The 16,454-nt window shown below is 68.7% G+C and carries 9 protein-coding genes; 7 read left to right on the top strand and 2 right to left on the bottom strand.

The genetic code is table 11. From position 1 onward, the window contains the following. Positions 1-61: 61 nt before the first annotated feature. Complete coding sequence (locus tag G5B46_RS05085) at positions 62-2,581, bottom strand: TonB-dependent receptor (protein WP_346764871.1); 2,520 nt, start codon at positions 2,579-2,581, stop codon at positions 62-64. A 636-nt stretch (positions 2,582-3,217) separates the two neighbouring features. On the opposite strand from G5B46_RS05085, the gene G5B46_RS05080 reads away from it, so the two are divergent. After that, a complete protein-coding gene (locus G5B46_RS05080; protein WP_165256745.1) occupies positions 3,218-6,253 on the top strand; it encodes a TonB-dependent receptor in 3,036 nt (1,011 codons plus the stop codon). 76 nt (positions 6,254-6,329) lie between these two features. Continuing rightward, positions 6,330-8,117, top strand: coding sequence for an amidohydrolase family protein (locus G5B46_RS05075; RefSeq protein WP_165256743.1), 1,788 nt, complete (start codon positions 6,330-6,332; stop codon positions 8,115-8,117). A gap of 21 nt (positions 8,118-8,138) precedes the next feature. Here the strand turns inward: G5B46_RS05075 and G5B46_RS05070 are convergent, their stop codons facing one another. Beyond that, positions 8,139-8,330 carry a hypothetical protein gene (locus G5B46_RS05070; protein ID WP_165256741.1) on the bottom strand — a complete coding sequence of 64 codons (192 nt, stop codon included), beginning with the start codon at positions 8,328-8,330 and terminating at the stop codon, positions 8,139-8,141. Positions 8,331-8,383: 53 nt separating this feature from the next. Between G5B46_RS05070 and G5B46_RS05065 the strand changes: the two genes are divergently transcribed. The 5 genes from G5B46_RS05065 to G5B46_RS05045 all read left to right on the top strand — a co-directional run bounded on the left by G5B46_RS05065 (position 8,384) and on the right by G5B46_RS05045 (position 16,229). Then, positions 8,384-9,547, top strand: coding sequence for a hypothetical protein (locus G5B46_RS05065; RefSeq protein ID WP_205691499.1), 1,164 nt, complete (start codon positions 8,384-8,386; stop codon positions 9,545-9,547). A gap of 65 nt (positions 9,548-9,612) precedes the next feature. Then, on the top strand, positions 9,613-10,215 hold the full coding sequence (locus tag G5B46_RS05060; RefSeq protein WP_116487981.1) for a sigma-70 family RNA polymerase sigma factor: 603 nt from the start codon (positions 9,613-9,615) through the stop codon (positions 10,213-10,215). Further along, the gene (locus G5B46_RS05055) at positions 10,184-11,173 is read left to right on the top strand and encodes a FecR domain-containing protein (protein ID WP_165256737.1); all 990 of its coding nucleotides are present in this window, start codon (positions 10,184-10,186) and stop codon (positions 11,171-11,173) included. Before G5B46_RS05060 ends, G5B46_RS05055 begins: the two co-directional genes overlap by 32 nt. A 92-nt stretch (positions 11,174-11,265) precedes the next feature. Then, positions 11,266-14,502, top strand: coding sequence for an outer membrane beta-barrel protein (locus tag G5B46_RS05050; protein WP_165256735.1), 3,237 nt, complete (start codon positions 11,266-11,268; stop codon positions 14,500-14,502). Between the two features lie 98 nt (positions 14,503-14,600). Continuing rightward, on the top strand, positions 14,601-16,229 hold the full coding sequence (locus tag G5B46_RS05045) for an alkaline phosphatase D family protein (RefSeq protein WP_165256733.1): 1,629 nt from the start codon (positions 14,601-14,603) through the stop codon (positions 16,227-16,229). Positions 16,230-16,454 lie beyond the last annotated feature (225 nt).

Here is a 16,454-nt window from a genome sequence, read left to right as displayed (position 1 = left end):
TCGGAAAAAGGAGCCGGGCGGACGCCCGACTCCCCTCTTTCCGGTGCGATGGAAGGGCGGCCTAGAAGGTGTAGGTCAGGCGCCCGTAGTAGTAGCCGCCGTTGATCCCGAACGGCGAGAACGCGGGATACTGGGTGACGCAGCCGCCGCCGGAGGCGACGCAGGCCGACTGGAAGGCGGCCGAGAACTTGTCCGGATACTCGTTGAACAGGTTGTTGGCGCCGACCGCGGCCACCACGCCACCCGGGAACTTGTAGGAGACCTCCAGGTCGGTGAGCGCGGTGGCGCTGACCACGGTGTTGAGCAGCGGACCGGTGCCCGGGTCGGCCAGGGCCGAGGCCTTGCCGTAGAAGGTCTCGGTCAGGCTGACGGTGAGCGGGCCGAAGCTGTAGAGGCCGTTGAGGCCGATCTTGTACTTCGGCGCGGCGGTCTCGAGCAGCGAGGCGGCGTTGCCGGCGAACAGGACCTGGCCGCTGGGGAAGGCCGTGCTGGTCACGCCCAGAGCGGCCGGCGCGGACTTCACCTTGGTGATCTTGGTCTTGTTGTAGTTGCCGCTCAGGGTCCAGTCGATGCGGCCCCAGTCGCCCAGGTCGGTCGGATAGGACACCACCACGTCGACGCCCGTGGTGCGGGTGTCGAGGCCGTTGGAGAAGATGTTGATGCCGGTGCTGGTGACGGTGCTGTCGAGGATGTTGCCGTTGGCGGCGATGGCGGCGTTGACGTTCGGGTTCACCACCACGCCGTTGCGCAGGCCGTAGACCGAGCTGGAGCCGAAGATGCGGTCTTCCAGCTTGATGCGGTAGGCGTCGATCGTGGCCGTCAGTTTCGGGATCGGGTGGGCCACGACGCCGACGCTGAAGTTGGTCGACTTCTCCGGCTTCAGCTTCTCGATGCCCAGCAAGGCGGCGGCGGCCGAGTTGGGGGCCAGCTGCACGAAGGCCGAGGTCGGCGAGACGTTGGTGGCCGAGTAGAACGACTCCGCCAGGGTCGGGGCGCGGAAGCCCGTGCTGACCGTGCCGCGGACGGCGAACATCTCGTTGAAGTCGTAGCGGCTGGTCAGCTTGCCGACCGTGGTGTCGCCGAAGTCGCTGAAGTCTTCGTAGCGCAGGGCCACGTCGACCTTCCACGGCGTGATCGGCGAGACGGCCAGATCGGTGTAGAGCGCCCAGCTGGTGCGGCTGTGGCCGCCGGCGTCGGTCTTGGAGAAGCCCGGATAGGACTGCGAGCCTTCCTTGTAGGTCGAGGCCGCGTCGCCGGCGCCGATCGCGTAGGTGTCACGACGCTGCTCGATGCCCACCGCCACGTCCAGCGGCGTGGCCAGGCCCACGTCGAAGCCGCGGGACAGGTCCAGGTTGTTGGTCCACTGGGTGGTCTGCCAGCTGCCGGCGTGGAACGAGGTGGGGGTGAAGCCCTTGGTCGTGAGAGTCGAGGTGTCGGTGTAGAGGCTGGCGTTGGCCGAGTCCTCGACGCGGACCTCGATGTCGTCCTTGCCGTAGGTGGCGCTGAGGTCGAAGTTCCAGCCCGCGACGACGCCGGACAGGCCCAGCGTCATGGCGTAGTCGTCCTCGATGATCCGTTCGCGCGGGCTGAAGCCGTTGGGGAACGGACGGTCGGCCGCGCCCATCTTGCCCTGCACGCGGTTGTAGCGGCGGTAGTTCTCGTAGGCCGAGGCGTCCTTGTGGCCGTAGGTGCCGAACGAATAGACCTCGAAGTCGCCGGGCAGCTCGACGCCGCCGTTGAAGGCCAGGACGTGCATCCGGTACTCGGCGTCGCCCGAGATCAGGTTCAGGTTCGGGTAGCCCTTGATCTGGCTCTCGACGGCGTTGTTGGCGGCCGAGTAGCTGGGGCTGGCGGGGTTGTAGACCCGCTGGTCGGGCAGGCCGCGGTTGGAGAAGCCGTGGTATTTGCTCTCGACCGTGAAGTTCAGATAGCTGTTCTCGGTGGGGGCCGTGCCCAGGTTGGCCGAGAACGAGGCGGTCTTGCCGCCGCCGTCGAAGTACTCGCCGCCGGTGGCCGAGATCGCGCCGCCCGACTCCGACTTCTTCAGGATGATGTTGACGACGCCGGCGATGGCGTCGGTGCCGTACTGGGCTGCGGCGCCGTCGGTCAGCACCTCGATCCGACCGATCGAGGCCATGGGGATGAAGCCGAGGTCGGCGGCCGCCGCGCCCTGGTAGGGACCCGACAGCACGGCGAAGTTGCCGGTGGTGTGGCGGCGCTTGCCGTTGATCAGCACCAGGGCCTGGTTCGGCGACAGGCCGCGCAGGCGCGCCGACAGGGTCAGGTTGGCGGTGTCGCCGCCGAAGGCCTGGGCGTTGAACGACGGCACCAGGTTGGCCAGGCCCAGGCGCAGGTCGACCTGGCCGGTGCGCTCGAGGGTGGCGGTGTCGACCACCTGGACGGGGGCCGGGCTGTCGGCGACCCGCAGGCCGGTCTGGCGCGTGCCGGTGACGATGACGGTGTCGAGTTCGACGGAAGGATCAGGCGCGGGCTCGGCCGCGTGCGCGATGGTCGAAGTACCCAGAGCAATCGACAGAGTCGAAATGCTCGCAGTCAGGATTTTTTTGAGATTATTGTTCACTAGTGCCCCTCTCCGCATAGTCAATGCATGACTGATGGCTCCTTCTTGGGGTCCGCCCTAATCGTGTTCTTATTGTTGGAACGCGAATACTAGACTGAACAGCGGTTTTGGCCGCGGTTCAGCGTTGATCAGGCGGATCGGTTCGGCAATGGGGGAGGGGGCGAGGAAGGGCTTTGCGGGCCTTCTTCGTATACGCCCGCCACATTTCAGGGCGCCGACCGGAGGTTTCCGGAATGTGCTGATCATCACACCGGCAACTCGGATAACGCTGTTTGATTTTATGCGCACGGCGACGGCGACAGCCGGTTCCCGCCGTCGGCCATCAGGGGCGCCGGGACCGACAAAACGCCTCGCAGCCCTGTCGGCGCTGGCGTTCGGCCTGAACGCCGTGTGGGGAAAATTGCCGTTCCAACCCATTTTTTGACGGATCGGCGGCAAACTTGGTCGCAGACGGTTCAGAAATTCTCGAATTCAATTCCCATCGATTCAGTGGGAATTGGCCGGCGCCGGCAATCAACCGGCACGACCTGTTCGTTTCGTCAGCATCGGGACGACGCGCCGGCATTTCCTGAAATGTGGATTGCGGGCGCGCTCGGGCGGCGGGGAGCGTCGGGTCGCAGTTCTGGAGGGGATACCATGAACACTCGCCTACGCGTCGCCCTGCTGGCGACCACGACTCTCTGCGCCGCCGTCCTGTCGGCGCACGCCTTCGCCCAGGAGGGCGAGGCCGCGACCGTCGAGGAGATCACCGTCGTCGGCTCGCAGATCAAGGGCGCCAAGGTCAACGCCGCCCTGCCGGTGACGGTGGTCGGCGAGGAGCAGATCCAGGCCACCGCCGCCGTCTCGGGCGATGATCTGTTCCGCTCGATCCCGCAGATGGGCGACGTCAACTTCAACTCGCAGTACCTGCCGGGCACCAGCAACAGCGCCCGCGGCGACGTCGGCTCGGTGAACCTGCGCAACCTGGGCATCGGCAACACCCTGGTGCTGCTGAACGGCCGCCGGGTGGTGACCCACCCGACCAGCCAGGCCAACGACAACCTGGTGCCGGTGCTGACCTACAACTCCAACGCCATTCCGGTGACGGGGCTGCGCCGCCTGGAGGTGCTGCGCGACGGGGCGGCGGCCATCTACGGCGCCGACGCGGTGGCCGGCGTGGTCAACACCGTGCTGCGCGACGACCTGGAGGGCCTGAACGTCGCGGCCCAGTACGGCTTCGCCGAGGGCACGAACCTCAAGGAGTACAATTTCAACGCCTATGGCGGCCACAACTTCGCGGGCGGCCGCGGCAATGTCAGCGCCTTCTTCTCCTATGACGAGCGCTCGCACCTGCGTTCCTACGAGCAGGCCTACACCGCCTCGGCCGACCGCCGCGCGCTGTTCGCCGACACCCGCTTCGCCGGCGCCACCAGCCTGGACGGCCGCGGCACGACCACGCCCTGGGCCTATCTGCAGACGCCGGCCAGCTTCGGCACGGTGCGCCAGGGGACCACGGCCCTGACCAGCAGCGCCGGCTACTTCCACATCCAGCCGACCACCTTCTCGGGCTGCCAACTGAACATCGGCAATGGCCTGTGCATCGACGACGGGGCGCTGGCGACCTCGGGCGTGGATCGCGACCTGCGCTTCGACGCGGCCTCGCTGGGCACGACCGTGATCCCGTCGGTCAAGCGCGCCAACCTGTTCGCCACCGGCAAGTACGAGATCAACGACAGCGTCACCGCCTTCGGCGAGCTGGGAATCTACCACGCCAAGACCAACGCTGGGCAGGCGCCGATCTCGACCCTGTCGTCGGGCGTGATCACCATCCCGGCCAGCAACTACTGGAACCCGTTCGGCCCGACCGTCTTCGCCAACGGTTCGGTCAACCCCAACCGCCTGCCCAACCTGAACGTCCCGGCTTCGGGCCTGGCCGTGACCCTGCGCGGCTACACCTTCGCGGATCTCGGCCTCACCCAGGTGGACGTCACCAACAAGCAGTACCGCGTGCTGGGCGGCCTGCGCGGCGAGAAGTTCGGCTTCGACTGGGAGTCGGCCTTCGTCTACTCCGAGGCCACCGCGAGGGACGTGGCCGACAACATCTCGACCACCAAGCTCTATGCCCAGCTCGCCCTGTCGACGCCCGACGCCTACAACGTCTTCAACGGCTCGGACCTGACCTACACCAGCGGCGCAGACAGCACCCGCAACAGCCAGGCGGCGATCGACGCCATCCGCGTCAAGACCATCCGCCGCACCAAGAGCACGCTTGCGCTATGGGACTTCAAGGTCTCGCGGCCCGACCTCTTGACCCTGCCGGGCGGCGACCTGGGCATCGCCTCGGGCGTCGAGTTCCGCCGCGAGACCCAGCTGGACGATCGCGACAGCCGCATCGACGGCACGACCACCTTCACCGACCCGGTCAGCGGGGCGGTGCTGAGCGACCTGATCAATTCCAGCATCAACCCCGACACCAAGGGCCACCGCACGGTGGGCTCGGCCTATCTGGAACTGGCCGTGCCGCTGGTCTCGCCGGAGATGTCGATCCCGCTGGTCCATCGCCTGGAGGGCCAGCTGGCCGGCCGCTACGAGCGCTACAGCGACTTTGGCGACACCGCCAAGCCCAAGGTCGCCCTGGCCTGGGACGTGATCGACGGCGTGCGCTTCCGCGGCTCGTGGGCGCAGGGCTTCCGCGCCCCGAACCTGGAGCAGATCAACGCCTCGGTGATCTCGCGCTCGAACACCCGCACCGACTACGCCTTCTGCGAGGCCGACCTGCGGTCGGGCCGGATCAGCGCCTTCTCGTCGTGCTCGCGCTCGCAGCTGACCACGGCGCGGCGGGCGGGCAATCCGGACCTGGAGCCCGAAGAGTCCGAAACCCTGTCGTACGGCGTGGTCTTCGAACCCAAGTTCGTGCCCGACGCCTTCGGCCGCTTCACCTTCACCGCCGACTACTGGAAGGTGAAGCAGACGGGTCTGATCGGCGTGTTCGGCGAGGGTAACGCCCTGATCCTCGACTACCTGCTGCGCCAGCAGGGCTCGAGCAACCCGAACGTGGTGCGCGCCGCCCCGACGGCCGACGACGTCGCCGCCTTCGCCGGCACCGGCCTCACGGCCGCCGGCCAGGTGCTGTACGTCAACGACAAGTACACCAACCTCCAGCCGCAGGTGGTCGAGGGGCTGGACTTCGGCTTCCTGTGGAAGCTGGGCACGCAGCGGTTCGGCGACTTCGACCTGAACGTCAACGTCGCCCACCTGCTGAAGTACTACCAGTCGCCGTCGCCGGGCATCGCCGAGCTGCTGAAGGCCCGCTCGGACGGCACGATCAACGCCGGCACCACAATTACCGGCGGCGGTGATTTGCTGCGCCAGAACGGCAAGCCGGAATGGAAGTGGTCGGCGGCCCTGACCTGGCGCTACGACCGCTTCACGGTCGGCGGCTTCACCCAGTACATCGGCGACTACGACGACACCGGCCTGATCGACTCCTCGGGCCAGCCGTGGGTGGTCGAGTCGACCCTGACCGGCAACCTCTACGGCGAGGTCGACGTGGCCGAGCACCAGACCAAGCTGCGGGTCGGGGTGCGCAATATCACCGACGAGCAGCCGCCGCTGAGCACGGCCGGCTACGACGGCACGGTCTACACGCCGTACGGCCGCTACTGGTACTTCAACGTCAAGAAGCGGTTCTAGGCCGCGCCGCAAGCCCCCGGGCCGCCGCACGCGGCGGCCCGGGGCGTCTTCCTTTCAAGAGTTCAAGGGAAACCCCATGACATCGCGTTCCGCCCGCATCCTGCTCGGCGGCCTGTGCGCCGCGGCGCTGTCCACCTCGATCGCTTTCGCCCAGACCAGGCCCCTGGCGGTGGTCGACGCCGAGATCTTCGACGCCACGGGCGCGGCGCCCTATCGCGGGACGCTGGTGGTCAAGGACGGGCGGATCCTCGCCGTCGGTCCCAAGGTCAAGGCCCCCAAGGGCGCGACCATCGTCGACGCCAAGGGCGCGGCGCTGATCCCGGGCCTGTTCGACGTGCACACCCACTGGACCCCGGCCGGCGCCCCGGCGGTGATCCCGAAGATCGCCGACGCCTACCTGGCCTCGGGCGTGACGACGGTGAACGACTTCCACCAGCAGCCGGAAAGCTTTGCGCCGCGTCGCGCCTGGCTGGGAACGCTGACCGCGCCGCACGTCAACTTCGTCGCGCGGATGAGCACGCCGGGCGGCCACGGCGCCGACTGGGCCGACCAGGCCACCACCCGCTGGGTCGACACGCCCGAGAGCGCGCGCCTGGCGGTCGACGAGATCGCCGCCTACAAGCCCGACGCCATCAAGGCCTTCACCGACGGCTGGCGCTATGGCTCGGCGCCCGACAACACCAGCATGGACGCCTGGACGCTGAAGGCCCTTACCGAGGCGGCGCACAAGCACAATCTGAAGGTCCTGACGCACACCGTTACCGTCGAGCGCGGCAAGGTGGCGGCGACCAGCGGCGTCGACGTGATCGCCCACAGCCTGCAGGACGAGCCGGTCGACGCCGACACCATCGCGGCGATCAAGGCCTCGGGCCTGTTCTATGCTCCGACCCTGGCGGTCTACGAGCCGGTCAAGCCGGGCGCCAAGCCGCCGGCCGATCCCGACAGCCCGCGCAACGTTCAGTCGCGTCGCAAGTTCGGCTACGCGCTGGGCAACGTGAAGGCGCTGTTCGACGCCGGCGTGCCGGTGGCGCTGGGCACGGACGCGGGCATGCCCGGCACGCCGCACGGCCCCTCGACCCTGCGCGAACTGGAACTGCTGGTGCAGGCGGGCCTGACACCGAGCCAGGCGCTGGTCGCCGGCACGGCCACCAGCGCCAAGGCCATGAACCTGATCGCCGACCGCGGCACGCTGGAAGCCGGCAAGCGGGCCGACTTCGTGCTGGTCTCCGGCAAGCCCTGGGAGACGATCTCGGACGTGCGCAGGACCGAGCGGGTGTTCCTCGACGGCCAGGCGGTGTTCGGCCCCGGCGCGGTGCGTTCGGCCGCCAACGACAAGCCGACGCCGCCGGCGGTCAAGGCTGCGGCCCTGATCGACGACTTCGAGCGCGCCGACGGCCGCACCAGCCTCGACACCCTGCGGCTGGACGATTTCGACGGCGGCCGCGACCGCAGCCTGGAAGTCTCGCAGGTCATCACCCGCGAGGGCGGCGGCAAGGTGCTGAGCGTCGGCGCGCGCATGGCCACCAAGGACGACGCCTCGGCCGGCGTGCTGCTGCCCCTGACCCGGGGCTCGGTGGTTCCCGCGGACGCCAGCGCCTTCAAGGGGCTCAAGTTCGCCGTGCGCGGCGACGGCGGGGCCTATGTCGTGACGCTGGTCGGCGCGGCCGGCCGCTGGACGACCAAGGTCGAGGCCGGCCCGCAGTGGAAGAGCGTCGAGCTGCCGTTCACGGCCTTCAAGCCGGTCGCGGTCCGCGGCGAGGCCCCGGCCTTCACCGGGACCGACCTGCTGCAGGTCGGCGTCGAGGGCGAGCGCGCGGCGGGAACCAAGTTGTGGTTCGAGCTCGACGACGTGGCGTTCTACTGAGGGGGTGGTGCTCCTAGGTCGTCATCCCGGGCGGAGGGCCGCGTAGCGGACCGCAGACCCGGGACCCAGGGGGCTGGCGCCGCGTGCAGGTTCGCCGCCGGCAGGCGGTGGAAAGGCCCCGTCGCTTGCCCCTGGGTCCCGGCTCTCCGCTGCGCTACGGCCGGGATGACGATGAATTGGAGGCGGGAAGGGCTCCTGTCGCCGAACCGTCATGGGCGGCCGCTAGAGGGCGGTTTTCCGATCCGCCAGCGCTTGGGCCGCCCATGATGAAGACGCGTCTTTCGCTCCTGCTCGCCGCCGGCCTCCTGGCGCTGGCCCAGCCGGCGGCCGCCGCGCCGCCGGTTCCGCCCCTGGCCCAGAACGGCGGGACCTGGGCCTCGGGCCACGTGCAGGGCGTGGCCGTCGATCTGAAGGGCGGCTACGTCTACTACTCGTTCACGAACCTGCTGGTGAAGTACGACTTCGAGGGCAGGCTGGTGGGGACCCTGGTCGGCTGGACCGGTCACCTGGGCGACCTGGACTTCAATCCGCAGGACGGCAGGCTGTACGGCTCGCTGGAGTACAAGAAGGACCAGGCCTTCTACATCGCCGTGATCGACGTTTCCCGGCTGGACCGCGTGGGCGTCGAGGCGGCCAGAAGCGATCTCTTCCGCACCGTCTACCTGCCCGAGGTCGCCAGGGACTACGCCGCCGACCTGAACGGCGACGGCAAGTTCGACGGCGACACGGCCAGGACGGGCGACCATCGCTATGGCTGCTCGGGCATCGACGGGGTGAGCTTCGGGCCGGCCTTCGGGCGCGCCGACGGCCCGCGCTACCTGACCGTGGCCTACGGGATCTATGGCGACGAGGGCCGGAGCGACAACGACCACCAGGTGCTGCTGCAGTACGACGTCGCCGACTGGGCGAAGCTGGCCCGGCCGCTGTCGGAGGCCGAGCCGCATCACCAGGGGCCGGCTGCGCCGCGCGACAAGGTGTTCGTGCGCACCGGCAACACCCGCTTCGGCGTGCAGACCCTGGCCTATGACGAGACGCTGAAGCGCTGGTTCATGGGCGTCTACCAGGGCGGCAAGCCGGCCTTTCCCAACTACCTGCTGTTCGCGGTCGACGCGCGGGCCGAGCCGGCGAGCGGCGACCTGGTCGGCGTGCCGGGGCCGGGCGGTCAGGGCTGGGAGCAGGGCAGGCTGCTGCCGCTGGCCGGCGAGGGCCTGAAGGACGAGGCCAGCGGCGTGCGCGGCTGGAACCAGAAGGCCGACGTCGGCTTCCAGCCGATCGGCGGCGGCCTCGTCTATGTGGCGGCCAATGCAAAGGTCGACGGCCGGCAGACCGCCGACCTGACCCTGATGCGCTGGACCGGGGATGCGGCGCGGCCGCTGGTTGCGGCGACAGCGGCGGACCTGAACTCGCGCGCAGCGAGCGCCCGGGACTGACTGTCACAATCGGCGTCTAGCCAGGGCGCCGACTCGCTATGAGGCCACCAGCCAGCGGAACAGGCATGACCGGCGCCGACAGGGAAAGACAGCGATGGTTCGTGCGCAACGTCCTGCCGCACGAGCCGGCCCTGCGCGGCTGGCTGTCGCGCAGCACGCCGGCGGGCGTCGATCCCGAGGACGTCATCCAGGAGGCCTACACCATCCTGGCCGAGCTGGAGACGGTGGAGACCATCCGTTATCCCCGGGCCTATCTCTTCCAGGTGGCGCGCTCGGTGATCATGCGGCACGTGCGGCGGGCCAGGATCGTCTCGATCCACGCGGTGGGCGACCTGGAGCGGCTGGATCATCCCGACGACGCCGCCTCGCCCGAGCAGCACGCGCTCGACAGGGACGAGCTGCGGCAGCTGGCCCGGGCGATCGCGGCCATGCCGGCCAAGGTGCGGGAGGCCTTCGTGCTGCGACGGGTGGATGGGCTTTCGCAGCGCCAGATCGCCGAGCGGATGCGGATTTCGGAGAATACGGTCGAGACGCACATATCGCGCGGCGTTTCGTTCTTGATTGATTGGTTCGGCCGTAGCGGAAACAAGCGGTCCCAAACCTCTAGTACAGTGGATGCGGAGATCGCCTCGCCAGATGGCCGAACGAGACACCAGTCGAGACATTGACGAAGCGGCGTCCAGCTGGACGGCGCGGCTGGATCGTGGGCCGCTGACTCCGGAGGAAGACCAGGCTTTTCAAGGCTGGCTGAAGGGCGACCCCCGCAGCCGGGGCGCGCTGCTGCGCGCCCAGTCGCTGTTCATGATGAGCGAGTCCGCCCAGGCCCTGGGCGCGCACTACGACCCGGCGGACTTCCGGGAGCCGACGGCGTCAAGGCCGCGCGGGCTGTCGCGGCGCGCGGCGCTGTGGGCGGGCGGCGCGGGAGCGGCCGCTTCGCTGGCGGCGCTGGCCGTGGGCGTGCCGGCGGCCGGCGCGGTGACCAGCACCCGGCGCGGCGAGATCCGGCTCGTGCCGCTGAAGGACGGCTCGACCGTGCTGCTCAACACCGACAGCCGCATCCGCGTGCGCTATGGTCAGAACGAGCGGTTCGTCGCCCTGATCAGGGGCGAGGCCTATTTCTCGGTGGCGCGCGACGAGCGGCCGTTCGTGGTCGAGGTGGACGGACGGCGGCTGCGCACCCGCCAGGCGGGCTTTCGGGTGCGCAAGCTGGCGGCCGATCCGGTCGACCTTCTGGTGCAGCAGGGGCGGGTGGACGTGGCGATCCCCCGGCTGACGGCGCCGACGACCAACCTGGCCCTGGAGGGCAACACGCGGCTGGTGATGGCCGACCTCGTGCCGCGCCCGCAGCCGATCACGCCTTCGGTGGTCACCCGCGAACTGGCCTGGCGCGAGGGCAAGCTGGCCTTCGAGGGCGAGAGCCTGAAGGAGGCCGCCGAGGCCTTCGCCCGCTACAGCGACACCCGCATCGAGATCCCCGACCAGGCCCTGGCGCGCGAGCCGGTGGCCGGCCTGTTCGCCGCCAACGACCCCGTCGGCTTCAGCCGCGCCATCGCCAGGGTGTTCGACGCCCGGCTGGACCAGAAGGGCGACCTGGTCGTCCTGAGCCGGGGCCCGGCCTCGAACTGAGAATTTTTTGTGACCGGTCACGGAAGCCCGTGGCCCGAGGGCTCTCAACCCGCGACGTCGCGATCTGGGCGACGATTGGGGGCTGCCTGCCGATGACTTCCCGTTACTCCATCCTCGCCTGCGGCGTCGCCGCCGTGGCGCTCGCCGTCGCCTCGCAAGCCCAGGCGCAGGACCGCGACTTCGACATTCCGGCCCAGCCGGCCGTGCGCGCCATCCCCGAACTGGCCCGCCAGGGCCAGGTGCAGATCGTGGCCCCGGCCCGCCTGCTGGACGGCGTGCGCACCCCGGCCGTGAAGGGCCGCATGGACGTGCGCACCGCCCTGTCGCGCCTGATCGCCGGCACCTCGCTGCGCATCGACAGCGACGACGGCCAGGTGATCACCCTGAAGTCGGCCGGTCCGGCCGGGACGCGCCCGTCGGCGGCCGTCGGCTCGGGCGTGGTGCGCGGCAAGGTGCTCAACACCGCCACCGGCCAGTACGTGCGCAACGCCGAGATCCGCGTCGAGGGCACGACCATCGTGGCCTTCTCGGAAGACGGCGGCGACTTTCGCCTGACCGGCGTGCCGGCCGGCGAGGTGGCGGTGGTGGCCAAGTACGCGGGCCTGGAGACGGCCCGCACCGTCGTCACCGTCGAGCCCGGCCAGACCGCGGCGGTGACCTTCGACCTGACGGCCTACGCCGCGGCCGGCGGCGACGCGGTCGAGGCGGTGACGATCACGGCCGCCCGCGACGGCCAGGCCGCCGCCATCATGGAACGCCGCGCCTCGACCAACGCCAAGAACGTGGTGGCCGCCGACAACTTCGGCGCCCTGACCATGGGCGACGTCGGCGAGTTCATGAAGAACATGCCCGGCGTGTCGCTGGACTACACCGAGGTCGACGCCACGGCCGTGCGCATCGGGGGGCTGGACCCCAAGTACTCGACCTTCACCACCGACGGCGCGCGCATGGCCACGGCCACGTCGAACAACAATTCGGGCCGCCAGAACTCGTTCGAGCAGATGTCGATCACCGGCATCGACTCCATCGAGCTGAACAACACGCTGCAGGCCAGCATGGACGCCGACAGCCCCGGCGGCTCGATCAACCTGCGCAGCAAGTACGCCTTCCAGCGCAAGAGCCGCCTGCTGCGCTTCCAGATCGGCGGCGTGGGCACCTCGGACTCCACCCTGTCGCGGCAGTACCTGCCCGACGACAAGAAGCACATGACGATCTATCCGTCGGCGCAGATCGGCTATGGCGACGTGTTCCTGGACGGCCGCCTGGGCGTGGCGTTCAACGCCAGCTACAACGCCAACTTCGTCCAGCAGGACCGGGTGCAGACCGACTGGTCCTACCTGGCCGACGGCCGGGTCATGCCCTACCAGGTGATGTGGCGCCCGGGTCCGAAGCTGACCAGCCGCAAGGCCGCCAACCTCAGCGTCGACTACAAGATCACCGACAAGCTGGCGCTGTCCCTGCGCAGCACCTACTCGTTCTACGACGTCGAGTACTTCAACCAGTACACCTACCTGATCTTCGGCACGACGACGGTGTCGCGGGCGACGGCCGACTCCACGCCGACCCACATCGTCGTGAACCCGAGCACGACCAACACCCGCCTGCACACCCAGTATTCGCACCGCTACGCCGGCACGCCGGCCTGGGTGTTCGCGCCGAAGCTGGAATATCGCGGCGACACCTTCGAGGCGCTGCTGCGGGCGAACTATTCCAGCTCGCAGTTCAATTTCGAGGACAACGACCAGGGCTTCTTCGTCCGCACCGACAGCTACCTGACGCGCATCGGCTTCACGCTGGACCGCGCGTCGGAAGACTCAAACGCCTGGACCATCAAGCAGACGGCCGGCCGGTCGTGGAGCGACCCGGCCAACTTCAACCGCGACGACGACATCGGCAACAACATCCGCACCTCGCAGTCGAACGCCAACAACCAGATGTACGGCGCCAACCTGGACCTGAAGAAGCTGCTGGTGGTCGGCGACGTGCAGTTGAAACTGCTGGGCGGGGCGGCCTTCCGCACCAACATGTGGAAGACCAACGAAGGCTCGTACAAGCAATTTCAGTATGTGGGTTCCACCGGCGACCTGACCCAGAAGGCTCCCGAGGCCGTCATCCCGTGGACCCAGAACTACCAGTTCAAGATCCACGGCTTCGACGCCGGCAACATGAACGAGCAGGGCTGGCGCGCCGACAACAACTACGCCGTCTACGACATCTACCAGGCCCATCCCGAGTACTTCGTGCCCGACACCGTGGGCAACCTGAAGCGCCAGCTGGATAACAACAAGAAGATCGGCGAGGAGGTCAGCGCGGCTTACGTCGAGGCCCAGCCGCGCCTGGGCAAGGCCCAGTTCGATCTTGGCCTGCGCTACGAGAAGACCAAGACCCAGGCGCGCGTCGCCGACATCCGCTCGGCCAAGGAAGTGACCGCCGCGGGCCTGTCGACCAGCACCGTCGAGGGCCTGATGTACCAGTACCGCAACGGGACCTACACGACCCGCGAGGGCGAGTATGACGACTGGTTCCTGAGCGGCGGGGTGAAGTACGACTTCAACAAGCGCCTGGTGGGCCAGATGGCCTTCAGCCAGTCGATCCTGCGGCCCGACTACGGCAACCTGGGCGGCGTGGTGGCCGTCGACGACAACAACCTGATCGTCACGGTGCCCAACCCGCTGCTCAAGCCCGAGCACTCGACCAAGTACTACGCCAGCCTGCTGTACTATCTGGAGCCGTCGGGCGTGGTGGGCATCTCGGCCTACCAGCTGGACGTCAAGGACATGCAGGTCACCGGCATCACGGTCGATCCCGAGGACGTCGGCTACAATCCGGGCGACTACGCCGGCTACACCTTCCGCAGCGCCCAGAACCTGCCGGGCACCAGCACCAACAAGGGGATCACGCTGGAGTACGACCAGCAGCTGGTCTTCCTGCCGGGCGCGCTGCGCGGTCTTGGTCTGCGGGCCTCGGTCACCAAGATCGATCCCGACGGCGAGCGCGTGAACCTGCCCAAGACCTCGGCCAACTGGGGCCTGCGCTACAGCTACGGCAAGCTGGACCTGCAGCTGACCGGCAACTGGCAGGATTCCTACCGGACCAGCGCGCTCAGCAACACGCCGACCACGGCCAACAACGGCATCCTCTACCGGGCCGAACGCCAGCTGTGGAACGTCAGCGCCAGCTACAAGATCAACAAGCGCTTCGAGGTGATGCTGGCCGGCCGCAACATCTTCAACGAGCCGGACATCGTCTACTCGAACGTCCGCAGCCGGGTGCAGCAGTACAGCATCTACGGCTCGATGTGGAACGTGGGCCTGAAGGGCGTCTTCTAGGACGCCTTGGGCTCCCTGGCGGTCGCGCTCCCATCCCCTCGGCGCGGCCGCCCTCCTTCTTCTCGTCATTCCATCGTTCAGATCGAAGAGGTCGCTTCGTGGTTCTGCACATCGATCGCCGCAGCCTGGTGCTCGGCGGCCTGGGCCTGGGGGCCCTGTCCCTGCCGGCCGGCCGCGCCGCCGCCCAGCAGATGCTGGGCGCCAGCGGCTTCACCCACAACGTGGCCAGCGGCGAGCCGGGGCCGGATTCCATGCTGCTGTGGACGCGCTACGTCCCAGCCGGCGACGGCGGCGTGACCACGCTGCAGGCCGAGGTGGCGCTGGACCAGGCCTTCGCCAAGGTGGTGGCCGGCGGCGTCGTGCGCACCGGCGCCTATCGCGACTGGACGGCCAAGATCACGGTCGACGGCCTGAGGCCCGGCACGGTCTACTGGTACCGCTTCGTGGCGCCGGACGGTTCGAAATCGCCGGTCGGCCGCACCAAGACCCTGCCGGTCGGGCCGGTGTCGCGCTTCGGCCTGGCGGTGTTCTCGTGCTCGAACCTGCCCAACGGCTACTTCAACGCCTATGGCCACGCCGCCGCGCGCCAGGACCTGGATCTGTGGCTGCACACCGGCGACTACATCTACGAATATGGCGTCGGCTCGACCCGCGAGGGCGACTGGGCGCAGGGCCGCAAGGAGCAGCTGGCGCCGGTCACCGAGATCCTGGCGCTCGCCGACTACCGCCTGCGCTACGCCAGCTATCGCGCCGATCCCGACCTGCAGCGCCTGCACCAGATGGCCCCCATGGTGGCGCTGTGGGACGACCACGAGTCGGCCAATGACAGCTGGGAGGGCGGGGCCCAGAACCATCAGCCCGACAAGGAGGGCGACTGGAACGTCCGCCGCGCGGCGGCCATGCAGGTCTATCGCGAGTGGATGCCCGTGTCGGACGAGCCGTGGAAGGCCTATCCGATCGGCGCCCTGGCCACGCTGTACCGCACCGAGTCGCGCCTGCTGGGCCGCACCAAGCCCGCCGACCTGGGCGCGGCGTTCAAGGCGGCCGATCCGGACGCCGCGTTGAAGGCGTTCCGCGACGGGGCCTGGCGCGATCCGTCGGCGACCATGCTGGGCTCGACCCAGGAAAGCTGGCTGGCCCACGAGATGAAGGCTTCGTCGAAGGCCTGGCAGCTGGTCGGCATGGGCACGATCCTGGGCCGCACCGTGATGCCCAGGGAGGCCGTCGACTGGCTGCGCCCCGAGGTCGCCGACAAGAAGGTCGCCGGCTATCGCAACAACATCCGCGCCGCCCAGCAGGGCGTGCCGATGTGGATGGACCGCTGGGACGGCTATCCCGCCGCGCGTTCGCGCCTGCTGAAGGCGGCCCAGGCCGCCGACACAGACCTCGTCATGCTGTCGGGCGACAGCCACAACGCCTGGGCCTATGGCCTGGTGGAGGACGGCCGTCCGGCCGGGGTCGAGTTCGCCGGCCAGGCGGTGACGTCCAACGGCATGGAAGGCGACATGGGCGCCGACCCCAAGGTCGTGGCCCAGGGCTTCATGGCCGCCAATCCCGAACTGAAGTGGGCCGACACCAGCCGCCGCGGCTACATGATGATCGAGGTGACGCCGAAAAGCGTGACCGGCGAATGGCTGTTCCTGCGGACGATCAAGGCCCGCTCGACGGCGCTGGCCGGCAGCCACCGGATGCGGGTCGATCGCGGCCGGCGGGTGTTTGCGGCCTAGGGTCGGTACTCAATTGGCCGAGGGCAATGGGTTATCTGTTTCAATAGCCTATAGCAGTTGTCATCCCGGCCGCAGCGCAGCGGAGCGCCGGGATCTCCCACAGTTTTCGAACCTGCCAACGTGGGAGATCCCGGCTCTACGGATCGCTGACGCGCTCCTCCGGCCGGGAAGACACGTTTCTTTGCACGCCAATTGAGTCCAGACCCTAGGGCGGATCCATCTTCC

It is taken from the genome of Caulobacter sp. 602-2 (genome assembly GCF_011043625.1).
Taxonomy (GTDB): domain Bacteria; phylum Pseudomonadota; class Alphaproteobacteria; order Caulobacterales; family Caulobacteraceae; genus Caulobacter.
The sequence above is the reverse complement of the archived record's forward strand: the minus strand, read 5'-3'. Positions and strand labels throughout refer to the sequence as shown.

Bases quoted from the DNA above. Each gene is read 5' to 3' on its own strand.
- G5B46_RS05060 (WP_116487981.1), top strand. From the start codon at position 9,613: ATGACCGGCGCCGACAGGGAAAGACAGCGATGGTTCGTGCGCAACGTC.
- G5B46_RS05050 (WP_165256735.1), top strand. From the start codon at position 11,266: ATGACTTCCCGTTACTCCATCCTCGCCTGCGGCGTCGCCGCCGTGGCG.
- G5B46_RS05075 (WP_165256743.1), top strand. From the start codon at position 6,330: ATGACATCGCGTTCCGCCCGCATCCTGCTCGGCGGCCTGTGCGCCGCG.
- G5B46_RS05055 (WP_165256737.1), top strand. From the start codon at position 10,184: ATGGCCGAACGAGACACCAGTCGAGACATTGACGAAGCGGCGTCCAGC.
- G5B46_RS05080 (WP_165256745.1), top strand. From the start codon at position 3,218: ATGAACACTCGCCTACGCGTCGCCCTGCTGGCGACCACGACTCTCTGC.
- G5B46_RS05070 (WP_165256741.1), bottom strand. From the start codon at position 8,330: ATGACGGTTCGGCGACAGGAGCCCTTCCCGCCTCCAATTCATCGTCAT.
- G5B46_RS05065 (WP_205691499.1), top strand. From the start codon at position 8,384: ATGAAGACGCGTCTTTCGCTCCTGCTCGCCGCCGGCCTCCTGGCGCTG.